The organism is Parapedobacter brassicae (assembly GCF_051400755.1).
GTDB lineage: Bacteria > Bacteroidota > Bacteroidia > Sphingobacteriales > Sphingobacteriaceae > Parapedobacter.
Map to the genome: position 1 here is coordinate 594,306 of NZ_JBLFFL010000002.1, position 21,470 is coordinate 615,775.

The window sequence follows — 21,470 nt, forward strand, 5'->3', positions numbered from 1 at the left end:
TCGTGAATGGTGACCACTACTTAAAACTTTTTGCTGTTTCGACGGCACGGTGCCAGTTTTTTACGGCCGAATCGGCGTCATATGCTTGATCGGGCACAAACGTTTTGTCGATTTGCCATTGATTTTGGATGTCATCCGTATGTTTCCAAAGTCCCACGGCGAGCCCGGCAAGGTAGGCGGCTCCCATGGCTGTCGTCTCCGTCATCTGTGGTCGTACGACATCCGCTTGGAGGATATCGGCCTGAAATTGCAGCAACAGGTTGTTGGCTGTCGCGCCCCCATCTACCCGCAGCTCCTTGATCTCCGTGCCGGCGTCCGCCTCCATGGCCTGTAGGATATCCACGGTCTGGAACGCGATGCCCTCGAGTGCCGCCCGCGCGATGTGGGCGGCAGTGCTCCCCCGGGTAAGGCCCACGATGGTGCCTCTGGCATACGGATCCCAATGGGGGGCGCCCAGACCGGCAAAGGCGGGGACGAGGTACACGCCATCCGTATCCTTCACCGTTGCCGCCAGCGCTTCCACGTCGGCCGAACGACGGATGATGCCCAGTCCGTCACGCAGCCACTGCACGATTGCACCGCCGATAAAAATACTGCCCTCCAAGGCATAGGTGACCTGGTCACCCAGTTTCCAAGCGATGGTCGTCACCAAATTGTTTTTTGACAGTATAGGCTTGTCGCCAATGTTCATCAGCATGAAACAACCCGTGCCATAGGTGTTTTTGACCATGCCCGTTTGGGTGCACAGCTGACCGAAAAGGGCCGCATGCTGGTCACCCGCAATACCGGCAATCGGTATCCGGGCTGCGAGGATATTTGTCGCGGTCTCGCCATAAATTTCAGATGAACTCCTCACTTGGGGCAACATGCTCTTCGGCACGTCGAACAACGCGAGAAGCTCATCGTCCCATTCCAGTGAATTGATGTTATACAGCATGGTGCGCGAAGCATTGGTCACATCGGTCAGGAATTTTTCACCCCCGGTGAGGTTCCAAACCAACCAAGTGTCGACGGTTCCGAAGGCCAGTTGCCCCTTTTCTGCCTTTTCGCGCGCACCGGCGACGTTATTCAGTATCCAATTGATCTTGCTGGCGGAGAAATAAGCATCGATCAGCAGTCCGGTTTTCTGGCGGATGGTCCCTTCATGGCCACCGCTTTTGAGTTCATCGCAATATTCGGCCGTGCGCCGATCTTGCCAAACAATGGCCGGGTGGATGGGGCGTCCCGTTGCTTTGTCCCATACAATCGTGGTTTCCCGCTGATTCGTGATGCCGATGGCCGCGATGGCCGATGCCTTTATGCCGGCCTTGGCTACCGCTTCCGTCGCAACGGATACCTGACTGGACCATATTTCCTGTGCATCGTGTTCTACCCATCCCGATTGGGGATAATACTGCTTAAACTCTTTCTGTGCCAGCGCAACGATGCCACCCGCTTGGTCGAAGACGATGGCCCGTGAACTGGTAGTCCCTTGGTCTAACGCTAAAATGTATTGGCTCATCCTATTGGTTTTTATTGGTTTATATGCAATCCGGCTTGCCGTCACACCATTTGGCGGTTGGGCAAGGGGGTGTTTACAGTGCTGCAGTCTCCATCGCCGGTAAATAGCCGCTGGCCAATGCACGGTACTGTTCAACCTGCGCGGTGATCCATCCGTTATCCAAGCCCAGCTCTCCGGCGATAATCGCGGCTACTTTAGGGGCCATTTCCATGGATCTTTTCGTATCGAGAAACAACACCCTGAACCGCCTTGCCAGCACATCCTCGACGGTCCGCGCCATTTCATGCCGCACCGCCCACACCACCTCGGCAGCCGTATAGCCGAAGGCTGCATGCAGCTTTTCACCCAGGGTTGCGTCGGCAGCGGCTAATGCCTGGATATGCTCGGCATCGCTTCCATACACGGCCCAATGGCCCGGCAACGGTTCAGTGCGATAGCCGTGTATCTTCGTCGTCGCTGTCTGGCATGGCTGTGGGTCCAACGCGGCGGTTTCGACCGCCTTATTCACCGTATCCTCCGCCATTTTACGGTAGGTGGTCCACTTACCACCCGTGATGGTGATCAGTCCGGACGGATTGACCATCAGTTTATGATCGCGGGAGATCTCTTTCGTCGACCCGTCCATCTTGCCCGGAGCAGCTAACGGCCGCAATCCGGCGAACACGCTCAGCACATCGGCCGTTTTTGGCGGATGTACGAGATAGGATGCGGCCGTGCCCAGGATAAAATCGATTTCAGCGTCCAGTGGACGGGGCTCCAAGCGATGATCTTCGATGGGCGTGTCGGTGGTGCCGAGCAGCAAGTAGCCGTGCCATGGGACGCCGAAGAGCACCCTGCCATCGCTTGTTTTCGGGATCATCAGGGCTTCGCGGCCGCCGAGGAAGGCTTTGTCCACGACGATGTGGGTGCCTTGGCTGGGCCTGACCAATGGGCGATGCGTATGGGTATCCATTTTCAGGATGTCATCCACGAAGACACCTGTTGCGTTGATCACCGCCTTGGCGCTGATTTGAAACGACTTATCCGATTCCACATCGGTGAAAGATAGTCCGGTTACTTTTCCGCCACCGTCCTTATGAAGCGTGGTTACGTTACAGTAATTCAATAAGGTGGCGCCATGTTCAGCGGCCGTTTGAGCCAGATTAATGGCCAGGCGCGCATCATCGAACTGTCCGTCATAATAGCGCACGGCCCCTTTCAGTCCGTTCGTCCTGATCCCGGGAAGCGCCTTGCGGGCTTCCGTTTTTGAAATGAATACCGACTCCCCGATGCTGCGGCGGCCGGCCAGCCAGTCATAGATTTTCAGGCCGACCAGGTATTTCCATTTGCTGAGCGATGAGTAACAGGGGATGAGGAAGGGTTGAGCATGTACCAGGTGAGGTGCATTGTTGAATAGGATACCCCGTTCATGCAGCGCACCATAAACCAGTTTAATGTCGCCCATCGCTAAGTACCGTACACCGCCGTGCACCAATTTCGTGCTCCGGCTTGAGGTGCCCTTCGCAAAGTCATGTTGTTCGAGCAGTAGGGTCTTGTATCCCCTTGTGGCAGCATCGACCGCAATTCCCAGCCCCGTGGCACCGCCTCCGATGATGGCCAGATCCCACATGACCGGCGCAGCGGCATGACGAAGTGCGGTAGGGCGATCAAGCAGTGGTGTTTGCATACGGAATTAAGGGGTATAACGGTAACTAATCGAATACAATGCAAAACTAAATGATTGTAAATATAAAACCAAATGAAATTAAAAAATATAAAATGAAATCAATCAAAAGCTAAGTATGTATGATTGAAGCATTTTAAAAATACCTATATTCGTAGCTCAGTAGCTAACTTTATGAATAGTGTAGAACGCCATCAGTTTATTTTGAATCAGTTACAGCAAAAGGGTTCGGTAAATGTGCTGGACTTATGCAAGCTGCTGGATGTCTCATCCGTCACCATCCGAAAGGATTTGAAATTACTGGAAGACCGCCAGCTGCTTTTCCGCACGCATGGCGGCGCTACGTTGATCAATCCCTATACAAGCGACCGGACAGTTTTCGAAAAAGAGAAGATACAGGCAGCGGAAAAGGCGGCCATCGCTCGGGAAGCGGCTTCGATGATTACGGACAATGATTCCATTATCATTGCTTCCGGCACCACGGTGCAGGCAATGGCCAAGGAAATTCAGCCGGTGGGCAATCTTACGGTGGTCACCTCCGCCCTGAATGTAGCGGTGCAGCTGATTAAGCACCCCAATGTCGAGATACTGCAATTAGGCGGAATCCTACGGAAGAGTTCAACTTCGGTAACGGGATTATATGCGGAGCGTATTCTGGCTGATTTCTTTTGTAGTAAACTTTTCTTAGGGGTAGATGGTGTCGATTTGGAATTTGGGCTCACCACCACCAATGCGCAGGAAGCGCATCTCAATCGTAAGATGATGGAGGTGTCTCAAAAGGTGATCGTGCTGGCGGACTCTACTAAATTCGGTAAGCGAGGTTTTGGCCGCATATGCGGCCTTGAAGAGATAGACCGCATCATTACAGACAGCGGGGTGTCGCCGCATACGGTTACGGCGTTAGAACATTTGGGCGTCAAAGTGACGGTGGTTTAGGGAGATCGTTTACCGTTGTTGACGGCCGTGGGAATACAACCGGCCGAGCTGGTATTGCAACGTAAACTGCTGCTGATTATCGATCGCTCCGGGTGTAAAATGGAAGCTGAGTGTGAATTTGCCTTCCAATCCTTTATATTGCAGCGGTTTCCAACCGAGCTCAAGCCGATCATAAAAGTCGGCCGTATAGAACCGATCACCGTAGGCAATATCCAGCGATTCGCCGGCATACAGTGTATTTGCGACGAAAATCTTTTTGTATTCCGCATAGCCATCCACCATAACCCCCGCAGGGGTGCGCCAATCGTATACACCGCGCAGCCGGTCATAAGCGACGATCCCGCCACCGCTGATATCCAGCGAATCCAGCACCGATCCGGATAAGTCGATTCCGATTTTGACCAGGGCCGCCCCATTATCCCTCACCGGCAGTTCGTTTGGATCGGTATTGTTCATCCGGCCGGCATTGTGCCACAGCATGACGTTGTGCGAAAGATACCACAGGCCCATGTTGACACGGCCGGATAGCCCAACCATAAACTGTTCCCGATGCTCTTCCGTCTGCCTGCTGGTCCAGTCAATCCAGAGCTGTTGATGAAATACGCGGTTTTCATATCTCCACAGCATTCCCTCGATATTTGGCCGATAATAATTCAGGGTGTCGATCAGGATGGCGCGGTGATAGCCTGCCAGGAGGTCGCGGCGTGGAAACATGCCGATATAGAAGTCAAACCCACGCTGTTTGTACTGATAATAGATGGTCGGCGACATGTTTTTCGCGTCGTATGCCGTTGAACCAAATTCGTGCAGAAAATTGACACCACTGTGCAGGTAGTGCACGCTGTCCAGTGACAGCATGATTTCGGGGGCGATGCGCACACCGAGGATCGACTGGGAATACCGATTGGATTTGGCATATTCACGGTTATCGGCAAAGCCATGGAAGTGTACATTCCATCCGATGTCCTGGGCATGGGCGTTGACGACCGACAATAACACTACAAAAAGAAAGGATAATCGCTGCATGGTATACATCATCAATTACTTAAGACCGTTAGGGGTATCTTCCGGCTGTTTCTCGCCCCCGCGAACGGCGCTGTACGAATGGAAAATATCAGGGAGTATTCATCGGGTATCACGGGCATGCGGACCGCAGTGGAAAAGCGCGCGGATGCTCGGGGGGCAATCCGTATGTGTTGATAATCGCCGGGGAGCGCTTCGAAAGCCACCTGCTGGAAGAAATACTTGGTAAAACCGTATTCGATAAAACAGGGCCACTTGGTGCCGGCATTGGAAAACGAAATCGTATCCTGGTAAGGATTGTGGATTTCCAGCGTGACCGGATGCAATGCACCCGCTGTCGCCCGCTCGGCCAATCCGCTGACCGTAATCGTTACTTTTTGATACATTCGCACCGAGTCGATATACCTCAAATATAGCGTACCCCGCTGGGTATCGATGGAATCCTGCTGATCGGTGGTATGCGGTGTGAACGAGGCGAAATAGGCGCCGTGGTTGCGCAAGCTATCTTCGATCGGCCAATAATCATATTGGGTTTTCCGATAGTTGCGTGTGTTGTACGAAAAGCCCTCGACCGTGTTATTGACGAAGTTGTAATTCGAAATGTCCTGAAAACCGTTGTCCATGATCAGCCTTTCATCCCCAACCGCTTCATGGAGCTGCCGGGCAAACGCCGTTTTTCCCCAGAATTGCCGGAGTCCTTTCAATTGGGATAAGCCAGGTAGGGGGAAAATCAAGATGATCCGGATGAAGATAATGAACCCGATATTGACATACAGCAGTTTCGTTAACCAAACCGGCATCTTAGGCCGGTGGGCAAGGTATGCGTACACCAGCAAAAAGAAGGGGATAAACGCGAGTAAGGTCCAGTGCGCTTCGACGCGGCTATTGAATGAACTGAGCAGGAAGAATAGCAGGAATCCGAAGCAATTGAATTTCAGTATCCGGAAGAATGTGTCCGTGGTTGGCTGCTTATAGACATAATAATATAGAAAAATACCCGTCACTGGACCGGCAATGAGGACTTGCCCCAGGATGAAATCAGTGGTAAACGAAAGGCGATATGCCCGTGCAGTGCGATCAAAGAGGTGATACGCGATGGAAGGGTAGTCATTGTTGACTTGCCAAAGGATATGCGGTAAGAACAGGACGGCTGCTAAGCCCGCAGTGAGCCAAAAACTCGGACGTTTGAGCAGCGGCCAATGGGCAAGGACAGTAAACAGGAAAACCAATACCGCGTGGTATTTGCTATATAACATGCAAGCGGCTATCAAGGCCAGTATGACGGCATATTTCAGCCTATCCTCCTTCAGATAACGGTGCAGGACGTAATAAAACAACGCCGTAAAGAAGAATAGCGGGCTGTCAGGCGTGGTAATGAAGCTATAGACGTGCAGGATGAGCATGCTGCTATACAGCAGCACAAACAGCTTGGCATCGTACGCGTAATGCTTAGCGATTTTCCACAGGATCCCGATCGCGGCAACGTTGGTGAAGACGGTGACCAGCCGGGTGCCCAGTTCGGAATGCATCACCGATGAACCTACTTTTATAAACAGCGCCACCATGGGCGGATGATCGTAATACCCCCAATCCAGGAACCGGCTAAACACCCAATAATACGCCTCGTCGTAATGCAGTTCCGAAAAGCCGGCCTGCACCAGGTTGATGAGCAACCAAGCCAGCAAGAAATAGGAAATGGTGTGCGTAGCTTTATCGGGCATAGGGCGTTAGTATAATTGGGTGGAAAAAGTATAGATATAATTGCCAAAAAAGTTCCAGATGGATACGATGGCAATGGCAATGAGTTTAGATAAATAAAAGTTCAGGTTCATTTTTCCATGCAGGAGGAATACAACCAGGTTGTTGATCAGCAGTCCCACCAGCGCGAAGCCCGCAAATTTTGAAAACTCCAGAAACATGCCCTGGCTGCCAAACACTTTAAACGTCCAATATTTATTGAGCAGGTAATTGCTGACGGTCGCCACACAGAAGCCGAGCGAATTGGCCAGGTATTTATGGAAGCGGAGTTTTTCTTTGCAGATCCAGGTAACGCCAAAATCAACGACCACTCCGGATAAACCGACAAGACCAAACCTCAGGAATTTAGTGAAGAATTCGGAATCAAGTACCATATAGGTGAAGTTTCGCCAAACTTAGCTAAACTTGCCTATAAAAGCAAGGTTGTCGATTTATCAATGGAGATACCTGCTCAACCGTCGAAGCGACTCCGGCTGGACTGTTCCCTTGCAATTCATTGCCGCAGGCCCGGCGCCGTTTAAACTTCCAGCAGCAGCCGAGCAGGATCTTCCAATAACTGTTTCAGGCGAACGACGAAACTGACCGACTCGCGTCCGTCGATGATCCGGTGGTCGTATGACATGGCAATGTACATCATCGGCCGGATCACCACCTGGCCGTTTTCGGCAACCGGACGCTCAATGATGTTGTGCATGCCCAGGATGGCCGATTGCGGCGCGTTGATGATGGGCGTAGACATCATGGAGCCGAATACCCCGCCGTTAGTGATGGTAAACGTGCCTCCGGTCATTTCCTCGATGGTCAGCTTATTGTCCCGGGCTTTCGTGGCCAGTTCAACAACCGCCTTTTCAATTTCATGCAAGGACAGCGAATCGGCATTCCGGATGACCGGCACGACCAATCCCTTCGGCGCCGATACCGCAATGGAAACATCAACAAAATCGCTATACACGATCTCATCGCCTTCGATGCGGGCATTTACGGCAGGCCATTCCTTCAGGGCGGTACATACCGCCTTGGTGAAGAATGACATGAATCCCAGTCCTACGCCGTGTTTTTCTTTGAAGATATCCTTGTATTTAGCCCGTAGGTCCATGATCGGCTTCATGTTCACCTCATTGAAGGTGGTGAGCATCGCGGTCTCATTCTTGACCGACACCAAGCGTTTGGCGATGGTCTTGCGAAGCGATGACATTTTTTCGCGGCGTTCTGCTCTCGCGCCGCTGGGTGCTTTGGGCGCTGCGGCTTCCGCCGGTTTACTGGGCTCAGCAGCGGCTTTTGCCTTTGGAGCTTCAGATTTATCGGCGTTTTCAGCATCTTCCTTCGTAATGCGCCCATCTTTACCCGTGCCCTTTAGGGAAGCAGGGTCGATGTCTTTTTCCCGGAGGATCTTGGCGGCGGCGGGTGAGGCCGTTCCGCTGGCATAGCTGCTGCCGTTGCTGCTCGCTTGGGGTGCAGGTGTACGATCCGCCTGTGGTGTGCTTGACGCTTCGGCGGGTTGCTTATCGGCCTTGCCCTCATCGGTCTTGGCGGGTGCTCCGCCTACTTCGATGGTGGCCACCAGTGCTCCGATCTCCAGCGTATCACCCTCTTGGGCGACAATTCTAAGGATACCGGCCTTTTCGGCAGGCAGTTCAAAAGTTGCTTTGTCCGACTCTAATTCTGCAATATTCTCATCCATTTCCACATAATCGCCATCCTGTTTCAACCACTGAGAGAGGGTCACTTCCGAGATGGATTCACCGACGGTCGGTACTTTTATTGCTATGCTCATATATGACTGTTTTTTAACTAGTTGGTCAATCCACGCTGGCGGCTACCTTTACGTTGGCTTTTACTTTTTCCTTGACCTCTGTACCTGCCTTGTCCTCAAATGCCCGGCCTACCACCGCCAACTGTTGCGTGATATGCTGTTTGGCGTACCCGGTGGCGGTGCTGCTGCTTTCCTTGCGTGATACCACTTCCAACGCAATGTTCCGGTTTCTGAATTTACGGCATATGTAAGGCCACGCACCCATATTCTCGGGTTCTTCCTGCACCCAAAGAAATTCCTTGGCGTTTTTGTACTTGTTGCGTACAGCGCGCAGCTTATCCATCGGAGTAGGGTAGAGTTGTTCGACGCGTATGATGGCTACGTCTTTACGTTCATCCGTTTGCTGTTTTTCGAGCAGGTCATAGTAGATCTTGCCCGAACAGAAGAGGACGCGTTTGACGCCGGCTGATTTCACATAATCGTCATCAATGACCTCCTGAAATTGGGATTTTGACGTAAACGCCGAAATGTCGCTCACCACCTTCGGATGGCGCAATAAGCTCTTCGGCGTGAAGACAATAAGCGGTTTCCGGAAATCCCGTTTGATCTGCCGGCGCAACACATGGAAGAAGTTTGCCGGTGTCGTGCAGTTAACGATCTGCATATTGTTTTCCGCACAAAGCTCCAAAAAGCGTTCGATACGCGCCGAGGAGTGTTCAGGACCCTGTCCTTCCAGTCCATGTGGCAGCAGCATGACCAAGCCATTGGAACGCCTCCATTTGGTTTCGGCACTGGAGATATATTGGTCTACAATGATCTGAGCGCCATTATAAAAGTCGCCGAACTGCGCTTCCCACACGGTCAGTGATTGGGGGTTGGCCAGCGCGTAGCCATACTCGAACCCCAGCACACCGTATTCGGACAGGTGCGAATTATAGATGTTGAATCGTTCGCCGCCGTTGATTTGCTGTAACGGTATGTATTCTTCTTCAGAATCCTCCAGGGTAAGCACCGAGTGGCGGTGGGAAAACGTGCCACGCTCCACATCCTGTCCGCTCACGCGTACGCGCGCGCCCTCATCCAGCAATGTGGCATAGGCCATCAATTCGCCCATGGCCCAATCGAAGGTCTTGGTTTCCACCATCTTGAGCCGCTCTTCAAAGAGGCGTGAAATCTTGCGGAAGACCTTCTTATCCGTCGGCAAGGTGCTGATGGCTTTCGCTAAGGACAAGAAATTCTTTTCGGTCACGCCGGTTTTGGCGGGCACAAAAATATCTTCATATTTCGCTTTACGGAGGCCTTTCCAGGCACCTGAATACATCGGATTGTCCTGTGTCAGATTGGGGTCCTCTTTTGAATCGTCCAGCCGTTCCTGCAGCAACTTGCGGAAATCCTTTTCCATCTCCTTGGCGAGGTTGGCATCTACACTGCCTTGTTCCTGTAATTTCTTATTGTATATCTCGCGCGGATTGGGGTGTCTTTCGATCGCCTTATACAGCAAGGGCTGCGTAAATTTGGGCTCATCGGCCTCGTTATGCCCGTATCTCCGGTAACACAGCAGGTCGATGAAAACGTCGGTATGGTATTTTTGACGGTATTCTACCGCCAGATTAATCGCGTACACCAGCGCTTCCACGTCATCCCCGTTCACATGAAATACAGGGGATAAGGTCACCTTTGCAATATCCGTACAATAGGTGGATGACCGCGCGTCCTTGAAGTTGGTCGTAAAGCCCACCTGATTGTTGACGATGATGTGAATGGTGCCGCCGGTGCGGAAACCTTCCAGCTTGGACATTTGGATCACTTCATATACAATGCCCTGGCCAGCAACGGCGGCATCGCCGTGTATCAGTATCGGAGCGATCTTGGTGGCATCGCCATCGTATTTCATATCGATTTTCGAACGCACGATGCCCTCTACCACGGGGTCTACCGTTTCCAGGTGAGACGGGTTGGGTACCAGGCTCAGGTGTACGCTGGCCCCATTGTTCGTGGTGATATCGGTAGAATATCCCAAGTGGTACTTGACATCCCCGCCGAAGTCCTGCTCAGCCTCTTCGGCATAGGTTTTTCCTTCAAATTCCGAGAAGATGGTTTCGTATGACTTGCCCAATATATTGGTCAACACATTGAGCCGGCCCCGGTGGGCCATGCCAAGGACAAACTCCTGAATACCCAGCTCGGTTCCTTTTTCGATGACCGAATCGAGCGCCGGGATCAGGCTTTCGGCACCTTCCAGCGAGAAGCGCTTCTGGCCGAGGAATTTGGTGCCGAGAAAATTTTCGAACACCACCGCTTCATTGAGCTTTTGCAGGATCCGCTTTTTCTTCTCCAGCGGGAAATTGGGCGTATTGCGCTCACCTTCCATGTGGTCCTGCAGCCACTTGATTTTCTCTGGGCTGCGGATGTATTTAAATTCGGCGCCGATGGAGCGGCAATAGGTATCTTCGATCAGCTGCCGGATATCGCGCAATTTGGCAGGTCCCAAGCCTACTTCGACACCGGCATTGAATACCGTATCCATATCGGCTTCGCTCAGGCCGAAGGTTTCCAGTTCCTTGCCCGGAAAATATTTCCTGCGCTGGCGTACCGGATTGGTTTCGGTGAATAAGTGACCACGGTCCCGATAGCCGTTGATCATGTTCAGTACGTTGATTTCCTTCAGCACATGGTCGGGTGTCGCCTGGGTTGCGGTACCGGTTCCATTTTGGCCAAAATCAAATCCCTCGAAAAACTTTTGCCAACCGAAATCAATAGCATTAGGGTCTTCTTTATATGCTTCGTATAACGAGTCGATGTAAGCCGAATCTGCGTTACTAAGATAAGAAAGTTTGTCCATTTAGATGTTTAATGCAATAATGCGTCAAAGTTAAAACTAATAAATCGTTTACCATAGCAATATCCCACAATTTTGTCGCCAAATTTTAACGAAAATCGATTATAGCGTATCGGGAATGGCGTTAATAGGGAGGAGGCTCCTCCTTATCCGAAGGCCAAGGCTTCTTTGGGGTAGCACTGCGCGCTTAACTTTTCCAGATCGACCGGTTTATTATCTTTTGCGCTGCTTCCGACTCCGGCCAGGTGCGCCCAGTTGCCGTAGTTGTTGGCCGGTCCGTAATCCAGGAGCTTTTCTTCAAACCAGGCAGCCCCTTTCAGCCAGTTGACCTTCAACTCGTGGATGAGGTAGGTGGCGACCAGGATACGTTGCTGATGCGACAGGCACCCGGTATCATTCAGTTGATGTATGCTTTTGTCTACTGCCAGGTTGCCGCTATTGCCGGTTTTCCAACGCTCAAAATGATGGTCGTCATCAAGGGTAGTGGGCGGGGTGCCGGTCAGACCACCCAGGTGAAAAAAGCGGTTGCCATGTTTTTTGAACATAAACCGATAATAGTCACGCCACAGTAACTTCAAGATAAGCTGATCGACGCGCTTTTTGTCCAATGTCGTTTTTTCAGCTTCTTTCACCGCATGATAAAACGTATTCGGCGAGAGTGCACCAACGGCGATGTAAGGCGATAAGCAGGAATAATCCGATAATGGAGTATTGTCCCCGTCATGTAAAAACGCTTTCATGCGATCCAGTGCCGTGGCCTCGCCGCCCTGGAAACGGTTGGCGGCCGCCTGTTCGATTTCGGATGTGCCGAACCCCAATGCCGACAGGTCGGGAAGCTGGCCGGTATCCATCCCTTCGGGTACCCGAACGACCGTCGGACTGCTCAATTGAGGCCTGATGGAACTCTCCCGTTCGGTCTTCTTCTTGAAAACAGTAAAGGCATCGGGAATATCTTTGATCGGAAACGGCAGATCTTCTTTATGGTATAGGGTATGGCCGATGAAGTGGCGGAGGTTGATCTGCATCTTCCACAGCGCTTCTTCCACCAACGCGGAGATCTGCGTTTCTTCAAACGCCACCTCGCGGTGGTGATACACTTCATCCACCTCGTGTCTTGCGGCAATCTGCGGAAGGAGTAGTTCGGGATAACCATGGGCAATGATCAGGTCGCCGCCGAGCCGCTGCAGCTCGCGCCGCAGCGCCAATACGTTTTCGCGCAGGAATGCGGCACGCAGTACGCCCGTTTTTTTGGTGCCATATTTGGTGTCGGCAAAATAGCGGGGGTCGAAACAGAAAACAGGCACAATTTGATGGCTGCGCTCAACAGCGCGAAGCAGTATCTCATTGTCGTGGATACGCAAGTCATTCCTGAACCAAACCAAGATTGTCCTTTTGTCCATGTTTACGGATGGATTAAATTCTACAAATGTAGCGTTTATTATCCATTAGAAGTGCAGCTAGTCAGGAACTAACATGAATATTGACAAAAAAAACACAATTCGCTACTTTTTTTCTAGATTTGTCCTGAATTGGATTATCCAAAGAATACGAGCTTTTGAAGGATTCGCTAATACCTAGCGGATTTTCTTACACCAACATTAAGTGGTAGCGTATGAAAGTACTGATTACCGGTCTTAATAATTATTTAGCCAGAAACATATCCGTTTGCCTAGCTGAAGAGGGCCATCAAGTTACCTGCCTGATCAGAAACAGCGACTTTTTCTATCAGCATGTGCCGAAGAAGTATGGCATTGAGGTGATGGAGGGTGATTTATTCAGGGGGAAGCTATCGGCCGAGCTGGATCGGGATACGGAGGTGGCCTTCTACTTTAACCAATCCCCGATCAATGAAATTGACATCCGGCTGGAAATGGAATTGATCGCGCTGCAAAAATACATCCGGGCGCTGAAAGCCACCGCATGCAAACACCTGATCTATGTCACTAAATTGGCGGACGATAACGTCGAAAAGATCAAGTCGTACATTAGCCTAAGCGGCATCAATTATACCGTAGTACGGATCAGCAATATCGTCGGGAAGGGGTCTGCGCTCATGAATATCCTGTCGACGCTGTCCAAACAGAAGCTGGTGATCCTCCCGAGGGACTTTGCCAAAAGCCATTGCCAGCCGATACACTTGTTGGATGTGTGCGCATACTTGAGCAAAATTATTGCCGATGAGCAGACGCATGGGCAGACCTTTGACATCGGCGGACCGGAAGTGATGACCTATAAAGAGGCCTTTGAGCGCTATCTGCGCATTGCGAAACTGAAGAAGAAAGTATTGGCGCTGCCAGGGTTGGGCATGCCGGTGTCGATTTTGTTGGGTCGCTATTTCTACAAGTTTGAGCAAGATGTCACGGCGGCGTTTCTCATCTACATGCGCAAGGATTTGGTAACGGTCAATAGCGGATTGACTACGCTGTATCCGATTCGTCTGGCGTCTTTTAATGTCGCCGTCGAATACGCATTGGGTTGAGGTATGCCTATTGACGAAATGATCGCACATGGAAATGAACAAACGCGTATTGGTAACCGGGGCAAGTGGTTTGATCGGGCGGGCGCTGATGCCGGTGTTGGTCGAGCGCGGTTATTTCGTCAATGCCTTGAGTAGAACCAAGCGGGTAAGCGATCTGTCCGGTGTGCAGTTTTTTGAATGGGATGTTTCAGCGGATCAGGTAGACCCGGCTTGCCTGGATGGGGTAACGGCGATTATCCACCTGGCGGGTGAGAACATCGGCGCCCTGCCCTGGAGCAATAAACGAAAGCAGCTGATCTTAGCAAGCCGAACCGAACCCATCGAATTGCTCTACCGCCTGCTGAAGCAACAAGCTGCACCCCCTGTAAAAGCGGTTATTTCGGCATCTGCAACGGGCTACTACAATGACCGGGGCGACGAATGGATGACGGAGGACAAGCCGCCGGCAAATGATTTTCTGGGTCAGACCTGCGCAGCGTGGGAGCGAGCGGTCAGTCGCGGACGGGATATGGGATTACGGACCGTCTCATTGAGAAGCGGCGTGGTACTGTCAGCCGAAGGGGGTATCTACCGCAAATTTGCCGATCTGATCAAAAGGGGATTGGGTATCGTACCTGGAACGGGCAACCAATGGATGCCCTGGATACACATCGACGATGTTGTTTCCTTATACCTATTCGCGCTGGAGCACAATGGAATACACGGCGTTTACAACATGTCGGCTCCGGAGCAGATTTCATTTTCGACATTTGTCCGCGCCATCGCCAAGCAACAGGGTCGGTCGTGGCTGCCAAAGGTCCCTGCTTTTATGTTGAAAACCATATTGGGTCAAATGAGCGAACTGCTGCTGAGCAGCACCCGCGTATCGACCGAAAAGATCCGAAACACCGGGTTCCAGTTCAGCTATCCGACATTTGAAGGGGCATTAGAAGCGATCGGTCGCAAGACTTGATTCATCCGTCACGGCCTATCGGGCTTTCACGGTGCTTTTCCCATCTTTTCCCGGCGATCCGGAATATACCCTTCCCTGGGACAAGTTGCCTAACGGCCTGCCGGCGCTACCCATATTGATCAAGCCGTAGATGTTTCGGAGATCCGTTTGCGGATTGACACGATAGCCACCCGCGCGGGTATCGAGCTGTAGGTAGTGTGCCGATTTCTTATCTTCACTTTGGGGTACAACCCCCGTACTATCGTACGTGAACGTAACATTACCACCATCCCCATTGGGGTAGGTGCGCGACCCATTATTGTTGGCGTCCTGTCCACCTGCTAACACATACAATGCTCCCAGTTTTTCAAATCGCATGTCGATGTCGAAATCGGTTCCATTGTTCTTTCCGTCGGTGCCGAAAATGTAGGCGCGCTTATCGATTTCGGCATGGCCTACCCGGAGTTCAACATTCTTCTTGCCGAAGAAAACGAGTTGTCCCCGGTCCTTGATGATCAGGGTGTCAATGTGCACCACTAAGTTGGAGTCTTTACCGGCAAATACTTCCTTCTTCTTGCGGTCGATTTCCAATTTTGATAGGTGTACGGTGTCTCGTTCCGCTGTTGTATCCGTTCGTTGCGCGAATGCTACGACCGAACTGATGATGAATATGCTGGCCATGATTGCTTTCATGATTCCTTTCCTCCCTTTCGTTAGACTTTTTCGGGCGGTCAAAGTTTAATTCATGTTACAATGGCACGCATCAGGCATATCGTTGCGGTATTATCATTATTTTCGTCCAAAGTTTGAAGGCGCATGATCCGTTTTACCACGCTCGTTTTACTCATTAGTTCATTACAGTCCATTGCCCAGTCGATCCCGGACACCGCCACGCATTTGGAGGAGGTATCGGTCAATGCGTATTTCGTGGCGCAGCCGCTGTTGCGGGTAACTACGTCAGCCGGAGTGGTCGGTCGCCATACGCTGGCTCATCAAAGTGGTCAGACGCTGCTGCCTGCCCTCAATACCGTGCCGGGTGTGCGGATGGAAGAGCGCTCGCCGGGCAGTTACCGCCTCTCGCTTCGGGGTAGCCTGTTGCGTTCGCCCTTCGGCGTCAGAAACGTAAAAGTGTATCTCGACGAGATTCCGCTGACAGACGCTGGGGGCAATACCTATTTAAACCTCTTAGATGCGGGCAGTATGGATGGGATTGAAGTGCTAAAAGGCCCTGATGGAAGCCTTTTCGGCGCTAATTCGGGCGGCGTGGTGCTCATCCGGCCCCAAGGGATGTCGGGTGATACCGGCAACGCCGCATCCCTGCGCTTAAATGGGGGCTCGTTCGGCCTGTTCCACGAGCAGTTCTCCGCCGTGCTTCACCCGTCACCTGCCTATCGCTTCGGCGTCAGCCAGGCATACCAACGTGCCGACGGCTATCGGCAAAACGCGGCGATGAAGCGCGCGTCTTTTCAAACCGTACAACGGTGGAACTATACGCCTGCTAACGAATTGCGTTTGATTGCGGTATACTCCGATCTCCGATACCGCACTCCAGGGGGACTGACAGCGGCGCAGTATGAAGAAAACCCGAGATCGGCCCGGCCGGCTACCCCGACAATACCCGGGGCGGCCGAGCAGCAAGCCGGTATCACCAACAAAACCCTGGTCGGCGGGTTGGTCCATGATGCTCGGATCAGCAGCAAATTCAGGCACGTGGCCAGTATCTTCGGTACACATACCGACTTCCGAAATCCATTTATCACCAATTATGAAATACGGAATGAGTACAATGTAGGCATCCGTACCTATATCGACTACGCCGACGGAGATCCGGAGACTTTTTCCTGGCGCGTCAATGCCGGACTGGAGTGGCAGCGCGGGGGAACGGATATCGCCAACTATGATAATCATGGGGGAGTCAAGGGCGATCAACAGACGATAGACGTACTGAAAAGCCTCCAACATTTCTATTTTGCGCGGTTCAGCGCTGATGTGTTTCGTCGGCTGACACTGGAGGCTGCGCTGAGTCTCAACTACTATGGATATCAGCACCGATCTATTTTCCCAGTTAAGGAGTTGGCCTTTACAGACCGGCCATTTGATCCCGAATGGATGCCACGGGTGGCATTGTCTTACCTGATGACACCGCAGCTGGCGGGGCGCTTCTCCGTTTCGCGCGGCTACTCGCCACCCACCATTGCCGAGGTCCGGCCATCGGATAACCTCATCAATACGGCATTGGTCGCCGAGACGGGATGGAACTATGAAACGGGTTTCCGGTGGCAGACGCGCAACCGGCGGACGTTTATAGATGGGTCGGTATTTTACTATCGGATGGCTGACGCGATTATCCGCCAGCTGCGTGACACCGGTGCAGAGTTTTTCGATAATGCGGGGAGGGTCGACCAGCGGGGATTGGAGCTCTCGGCCGCTGTGTGGGCGGTTGCACCCCGCCAAAGCGGGGTGTTGCGTGGGCTCCAAGTGGGGAGCAATCTGACGTTGAGTAGGTTCCGTTTTGGCGATTACCGCGTGGGCGATGATGATTTTACCGGCAATAAGCTCACCGGTGTACCGGCCAGCACCGTGGTCAGCAGTGTCTTTGCTCAATTTCCGCTGGGGGTCAGCGGCTATATCCTGCACCATTATACCTCGGCCATTCCATTGGACGATGCCAATTCGGCGTTCGGCGATCCCTATCACCTCTTGCAGGCCAAAATAAGCTGGGAGCGGTCGTTGGGACAAAAATGGAGACTGCAAGTGTTTGCCGGCGGGGATAATTTGTTGAACCAGCAATACAGCCTTGGTAATGATATCAACGCGTTCGGTGGCCGTTTCTTCAATGCCGCAGCATTGCGGAATTTTTATGGCGGAATCGCGTTGGGGTATTGATAATATCCACGAGCGCTGCGTGCGGACGACATCTTCGAACATTCGTTGCTAGTGCTTCGAGACTCGTGCGGCACTGCTCCGGCACTGCTCCGACATACCGGCGGGGTCCGGACGGGATGCGTCCACATTGAAAGCACGTTTTTTGCGGCAAAACGTGGACTCAACGTGGAGTTACCGTGCCTGCACGGTGCGTGCACATCGAAGAAGTCTCGGAGGAGTCTCGGAAAAGTATCGGAGGAGTCTCAATCGGAATTACGTATTTCCGAAAATTATCGCTACTTTCGGAACCTCAAAAATAAGACAATATCATGAGTTTGAAAGATTTTAAAGGAGTGGTCACCGGTGATGCCGTGCAGGAGCTGTTTGAGGTGGCTAAAGCTCATCAGTTTGCATTGCCGGCTGTCAATATCATCGGCACCAATTCCATCAATGCCGTGATGGAGACGGCCAAAGCGGTCAATTCTCCGGTTATCATCCAGCTATCCAATGGCGGAGCCCAATTTTTCGCAGGCAAATCGTTGAACAACGATGGTTTGCAGGCGTGCATTCTGGGTGCGGTATCCGCGGCCCAGCACGTGCACCTACTGGCTGAACATTATGGGGTGGCGGTGGTGTTGCATACCGACCACGCGGCTAAAAAACTGCTGCCCTGGATTGACGGACTGCTAGACCACGGCGAGCGGTTTTTTGCGCAGCATGGCAAGCCGCTGTTTTCTTCTCATATGCTTGATCTATCGGAAGAACCGATCAACGAAAATATCGAGATTTCAAAGAAGTACCTCCAGCGGATGAAGCCACTTGGCATGACCGTAGAGATCGAGCTCGGCGTAACGGGTGGGGAAGAGGACGGGGTGGACAATTCGGACGTGGACAGCGCCAAGCTGTATACCCAGCCGGAAGAAGTCGCCTATGCCTATGAAGAGCTGAACAAGGTAAGTGATAAATTCACGGTGGCGGCCGCTTTTGGCAATGTGCACGGGGTATATAAACCGGGTAATGTAAAACTGCAACCCGTGATCCTGCACAATTCGCAGGAATACATCCGTAAAAAGTTTGGCCTGTCTGCCGAAAAGCCGGTCAATTTTGTGTTCCATGGCGGTTCGGGTTCGGCTCCGGAAGAAATTACGGAAGCACTCTCTTATGGGGCCATCAAGATGAATATCGACACGGATATGCAATGGGCGTTTTGGGACGGTGTGCGCAGCTATTATCAATCCAAGGAAGGCTATCTGCAAAGCCAGATCGGCAGCCCGGAGGGACCGGACTCGCCGAACAAGAAATACTACGACCCGCGCGTATGGCTGCGCAAAGGTGAAGAAACCTTTGTGAAGCGGCTTACCCAGGCGTTTGAAGAACTCAACGCCGTGGATGTGAACAGCAAGCTGTAAATATCCCTGATTGCCGCGGTTCGCATCAGCCCTTGTTTCACCCGGTGAAGCAAGGGTTTTTTATTATTGGCGTAGGTTTCAAAATACCCAGAAGTGAGTATTTCGCAATGTCCGATGGCGTGCTACATTTGCGCAATAACATTCACCATCAGATATTAACTATGAAAAAGCCTATTCTGAATGTCCTCAAAACGTCGTGTATTGTCGGTTTGTTTTTAGTGGCATCATGTGCCAAAACCAATTTGGGTCCGGATGATCCGGACAATCCCGACGCCCCTGGCGGGAGTGGCGGCAATGCCATCCCCAACAGCCTGCACCTCGCCTTTGAAACGCCCGATTGGAAGCGGCAGATCGATTGTACGCATCTGGATCTGAGCCCTGGGGATGCAGCAGATCCGGAGGTGGTGTATGTACGGGCCAGTTCAGCGTCGGCCTTTACCACGTTCACGCTGTCGTATCCGAAATATGCAAGTGAGCTCGAAAAGGCGGAAAATATCGGCATATACCCTGTTGGCCGGTTTAACAGCATTCCCGGCTCGTTTCAGTATACGATGAAACTGCCGTTGGACGATGATAAACTGGATGTGTCATTTGGACGGCTGGAGAGTAAGGCCGGCCAGTCGGATACTGAATTTACCGAAATCACCGAAATCAAGCGTATAGGTACTGATGGTGATTATGGCGTATTCCAAATAAAAGGCCGGTACGGATTTAATTCGACCTTCGTCAACTCGGGATCGGTCAGCGAGTCCGGCAAGTATGTGAAGGGTAGCTTTCACCTGAAAATAAGGGCGCTGTTGCACTAACGGACCGTTTCAATAACGTCAAATATTCCCTATCTTGCGCCCCATAGATAAAATCAACTTATGGAGCAAGTTATCAACGCCGTCAATAATGTCATCTGGAGCAACGCACTGATCGTCTTATGCCTTGGGGTCGGGATCTATTTTTCATTCGCAACCGGTTTTTTACAGGTCCGGTACCTGAAAGATATGGTCAAGCTGCTGATTGGCGGCAGCGGGTCCAAAACAGGCGTTTCTTCTTTCCAGGCGTTTGCCATCGCGCTATCCGGCAGGATCGGTACCGGTAATATTGCCGGTGTCGCTACGGCGATTGCCATGGGTGGACCGGGTGCGGTATTTTGGATGTGGTTGATTGCGTTCTTGGGGAGTGCATCGGCTTTTGTCGAAGCCACATTGGGACAACTCTATAAAGAGGTGAAGGATGGCCAATATCGCGGTGGTCCCGCCTTTTATATTGAAAAGGGACTGGGTGTCAAATGGTATGCCGTGGTATTTGCCGTGGCCACGATTCTCAGTACGGCGGTCTTCCTGCCGGGCGTGCAAAGCAATAGCATTGCGGTAAGCGCACAACACGCCTTCAATATTCCGGTTGAATACACGGGCATTGGGTTGGCGTTGTTACTGGGCCTGATCGTCGTCGGGGGTGTCAAGCGCATCGGCAAAGTGGCCGAGGTGGTCGTACCCTTTATGGCGGGGGCCTATATCCTGATGGCACTGATCATCATCGGGATGAACTATCGTGAAATCCCCGGGGTATTCAGTCTCATTATCCGGTCGGCATTTAACCTGGAACCGGCTTTTGGAGCCGTCATCGGCATGGCCGTGGCCTGGGGAGTGAAGCGGGGGATCTATTCCAATGAAGCGGGACAAGGGACTGCGCCGCATGCGGCGGCTGCGGCTGAGGTGAGTCACCCGGCCAAGCAAGGACTGGTGCAGGCATTTTCGGTATATGTCGATACCCTGTTTGTGTGCACCGCCACGGCGCTGATGATCCTGTTTACCGGCAAATACAATGTGCAGCACCCCGATGGGAGCTATATCGTAGAAAACATTCCCGGTGCCGAGATCGGGTCGGAGTACACCCAGCAAGCCATCGCTCATCATTTCCCGAGCATGGGGGCCGGATTCGTGGCATTTGCCCTGCTCTTCTTTGCCTTTACGACCATCATGGCGTACTATTATATGGCCGAGACCAACCTAAGCTACCTGGACAAGCACGGACGTCATAAGTGGATGATTTGGGGCCTCCGCATCCTGATATTGGGGGCTACTTACTACGGGACGGTCAAAACCGCCGCGGTCGCCTGGACGCTTGGCGATATCGGGGTGGGGTTGATGGCATGGCTCAACCTGATTGCGATTTTGTTGCTCCGCAAGCCGGCGCTGAAGGTGCTGGCTGACTACAAGAAGCAAAAGCGCGCTGGAAAAGACCCGGAATTCCATGCAGAGCAGCTGGATATCAAAAATGCGGAGCACTGGATGGACCGCGACTAAAATGGGATGATGCATA

Annotated in this window: 16 protein-coding genes; 7 read left to right on the forward strand and 9 right to left on the reverse strand. The window is 52.2% G+C overall.

What is annotated here, in order from left to right; translation table 11 throughout:
- Positions 1-16: 16 nt before the first annotated feature.
- Both glpK and ACMGDE_RS07990 read right to left on the reverse strand, forming a co-directional pair.
- On the reverse strand, positions 17-1,501 hold the full coding sequence (glpK, locus tag ACMGDE_RS07985; RefSeq protein ID WP_436832250.1) for a glycerol kinase GlpK: 1,485 nt from the start codon (positions 1,499-1,501) through the stop codon (positions 17-19).
- A 73-nt stretch (positions 1,502-1,574) separates the two neighbouring features.
- A complete protein-coding gene (locus ACMGDE_RS07990; RefSeq protein WP_436832251.1) occupies positions 1,575-3,167 on the reverse strand; it encodes a glycerol-3-phosphate dehydrogenase/oxidase in 1,593 nt (530 codons plus the stop codon).
- Positions 3,168-3,338: 171 nt separating this feature from the next.
- On the opposite strand from ACMGDE_RS07990, the gene ACMGDE_RS07995 reads away from it, so the two are divergent.
- Complete coding sequence (locus tag ACMGDE_RS07995) at positions 3,339-4,100, forward strand: DeoR/GlpR family DNA-binding transcription regulator (RefSeq protein ID WP_436832252.1); 762 nt, start codon at positions 3,339-3,341, stop codon at positions 4,098-4,100.
- 9 nt (positions 4,101-4,109) lie between these two features.
- Here ACMGDE_RS07995 and ACMGDE_RS08000 read toward each other — a convergent pair whose 3' ends face one another.
- The 6 genes from ACMGDE_RS08000 to ACMGDE_RS08025 all read right to left on the reverse strand — a co-directional run bounded on the left by ACMGDE_RS08000 (position 4,110) and on the right by ACMGDE_RS08025 (position 12,873).
- On the reverse strand, positions 4,110-5,126 hold the full coding sequence (locus ACMGDE_RS08000) for a lipid A deacylase (RefSeq protein WP_436832253.1): 1,017 nt from the start codon (positions 5,124-5,126) through the stop codon (positions 4,110-4,112).
- Positions 5,127-5,137: 11 nt separating this feature from the next.
- Positions 5,138-6,844 (reverse strand): ArnT family glycosyltransferase, encoded by a 1,707-nt coding sequence (locus ACMGDE_RS08005; protein WP_436832254.1) that lies wholly within the window; start codon positions 6,842-6,844, stop codon positions 5,138-5,140.
- A 6-nt stretch (positions 6,845-6,850) separates the two neighbouring features.
- Positions 6,851-7,255: a GtrA family protein gene (locus ACMGDE_RS08010; RefSeq protein ID WP_436832255.1), complete on the reverse strand. Its 405-nt coding sequence runs from the start codon at positions 7,253-7,255 to the stop codon at positions 6,851-6,853.
- 143 nt (positions 7,256-7,398) lie between these two features.
- Positions 7,399-8,655: a 2-oxoglutarate dehydrogenase complex dihydrolipoyllysine-residue succinyltransferase gene (gene odhB / locus ACMGDE_RS08015; protein ID WP_436832256.1), complete on the reverse strand. Its 1,257-nt coding sequence runs from the start codon at positions 8,653-8,655 to the stop codon at positions 7,399-7,401.
- A gap of 25 nt (positions 8,656-8,680) precedes the next feature.
- Entirely contained in the window at positions 8,681-11,476 is a 2,796-nt protein-coding gene (locus ACMGDE_RS08020) for a 2-oxoglutarate dehydrogenase E1 component (protein ID WP_436832257.1), read from the reverse strand.
- A 143-nt stretch (positions 11,477-11,619) separates the two neighbouring features.
- The gene (locus ACMGDE_RS08025) at positions 11,620-12,873 is read right to left on the reverse strand and encodes a DASH family cryptochrome (RefSeq protein ID WP_436832258.1); all 1,254 of its coding nucleotides are present in this window, start codon (positions 12,871-12,873) and stop codon (positions 11,620-11,622) included.
- 212 nt (positions 12,874-13,085) lie between these two features.
- Here ACMGDE_RS08025 and ACMGDE_RS08030 point away from each other — a divergent pair, with 212 nt between their 5' ends.
- Positions 13,086-13,952: a Rossmann-fold NAD(P)-binding domain-containing protein gene (locus ACMGDE_RS08030; RefSeq protein WP_436832259.1), complete on the forward strand. Its 867-nt coding sequence runs from the start codon at positions 13,086-13,088 to the stop codon at positions 13,950-13,952.
- A 28-nt stretch (positions 13,953-13,980) separates the two neighbouring features.
- A complete protein-coding gene (locus tag ACMGDE_RS08035) occupies positions 13,981-14,904 on the forward strand; it encodes a TIGR01777 family oxidoreductase (RefSeq protein ID WP_436832260.1) in 924 nt (307 codons plus the stop codon).
- A 15-nt stretch (positions 14,905-14,919) separates the two neighbouring features.
- Here ACMGDE_RS08035 and ACMGDE_RS08040 read toward each other — a convergent pair whose 3' ends face one another.
- Positions 14,920-15,576, reverse strand: a complete 657-nt coding sequence (locus tag ACMGDE_RS08040) for a hypothetical protein (protein WP_436832261.1) — start codon at positions 15,574-15,576, stop codon at positions 14,920-14,922.
- Positions 15,577-15,699: 123 nt separating this feature from the next.
- On the opposite strand from ACMGDE_RS08040, the gene ACMGDE_RS08045 reads away from it, so the two are divergent.
- From ACMGDE_RS08045 to ACMGDE_RS08060, 4 genes are all read left to right on the forward strand, one after another.
- Positions 15,700-17,769, forward strand: a complete 2,070-nt coding sequence (locus ACMGDE_RS08045; RefSeq protein ID WP_436832262.1) for a TonB-dependent receptor — start codon at positions 15,700-15,702, stop codon at positions 17,767-17,769.
- A 308-nt stretch (positions 17,770-18,077) separates the two neighbouring features.
- On the forward strand, positions 18,078-19,157 hold the full coding sequence (gene fbaA / locus ACMGDE_RS08050) for a class II fructose-bisphosphate aldolase (RefSeq protein ID WP_436832263.1): 1,080 nt from the start codon (positions 18,078-18,080) through the stop codon (positions 19,155-19,157).
- Positions 19,158-19,318: 161 nt separating this feature from the next.
- On the forward strand, positions 19,319-19,963 hold the full coding sequence (locus ACMGDE_RS08055) for a hypothetical protein (protein WP_436832264.1): 645 nt from the start codon (positions 19,319-19,321) through the stop codon (positions 19,961-19,963).
- Between the two features lie 60 nt (positions 19,964-20,023).
- A complete protein-coding gene (locus ACMGDE_RS08060) occupies positions 20,024-21,454 on the forward strand; it encodes an alanine/glycine:cation symporter family protein (RefSeq protein ID WP_436832265.1) in 1,431 nt (476 codons plus the stop codon).
- Positions 21,455-21,470 lie beyond the last annotated feature (16 nt).

Coding starts and splice junctions, on each gene's coding strand:
- glpK (WP_436832250.1), bottom strand. CDS start 1,501: ATGAGCCAATACATTTTAGCGTTAGACCAAGGGACTACCAGTTCACGG.
- ACMGDE_RS07990 (WP_436832251.1), bottom strand. CDS start 3,167: ATGCAAACACCACTGCTTGATCGCCCTACCGCACTTCGTCATGCCGCT.
- ACMGDE_RS07995 (WP_436832252.1), top strand. CDS start 3,339: ATGAATAGTGTAGAACGCCATCAGTTTATTTTGAATCAGTTACAGCAA.
- ACMGDE_RS08000 (WP_436832253.1), bottom strand. CDS start 5,126: ATGCAGCGATTATCCTTTCTTTTTGTAGTGTTATTGTCGGTCGTCAAC.
- ACMGDE_RS08005 (WP_436832254.1), bottom strand. CDS start 6,844: ATGCCCGATAAAGCTACGCACACCATTTCCTATTTCTTGCTGGCTTGG.
- ACMGDE_RS08010 (WP_436832255.1), bottom strand. CDS start 7,255: ATGGTACTTGATTCCGAATTCTTCACTAAATTCCTGAGGTTTGGTCTT.
- odhB (WP_436832256.1), bottom strand. CDS start 8,655: ATGAGCATAGCAATAAAAGTACCGACCGTCGGTGAATCCATCTCGGAA.
- ACMGDE_RS08020 (WP_436832257.1), bottom strand. CDS start 11,476: ATGGACAAACTTTCTTATCTTAGTAACGCAGATTCGGCTTACATCGAC.
- ACMGDE_RS08025 (WP_436832258.1), bottom strand. CDS start 12,873: ATGGACAAAAGGACAATCTTGGTTTGGTTCAGGAATGACTTGCGTATC.
- ACMGDE_RS08030 (WP_436832259.1), top strand. CDS start 13,086: ATGAAAGTACTGATTACCGGTCTTAATAATTATTTAGCCAGAAACATA.
- ACMGDE_RS08035 (WP_436832260.1), top strand. CDS start 13,981: ATGGAAATGAACAAACGCGTATTGGTAACCGGGGCAAGTGGTTTGATC.
- ACMGDE_RS08040 (WP_436832261.1), bottom strand. CDS start 15,576: ATGAAAGCAATCATGGCCAGCATATTCATCATCAGTTCGGTCGTAGCA.
- ACMGDE_RS08045 (WP_436832262.1), top strand. CDS start 15,700: ATGATCCGTTTTACCACGCTCGTTTTACTCATTAGTTCATTACAGTCC.
- fbaA (WP_436832263.1), top strand. CDS start 18,078: ATGAGTTTGAAAGATTTTAAAGGAGTGGTCACCGGTGATGCCGTGCAG.
- ACMGDE_RS08055 (WP_436832264.1), top strand. CDS start 19,319: ATGAAAAAGCCTATTCTGAATGTCCTCAAAACGTCGTGTATTGTCGGT.
- ACMGDE_RS08060 (WP_436832265.1), top strand. CDS start 20,024: ATGGAGCAAGTTATCAACGCCGTCAATAATGTCATCTGGAGCAACGCA.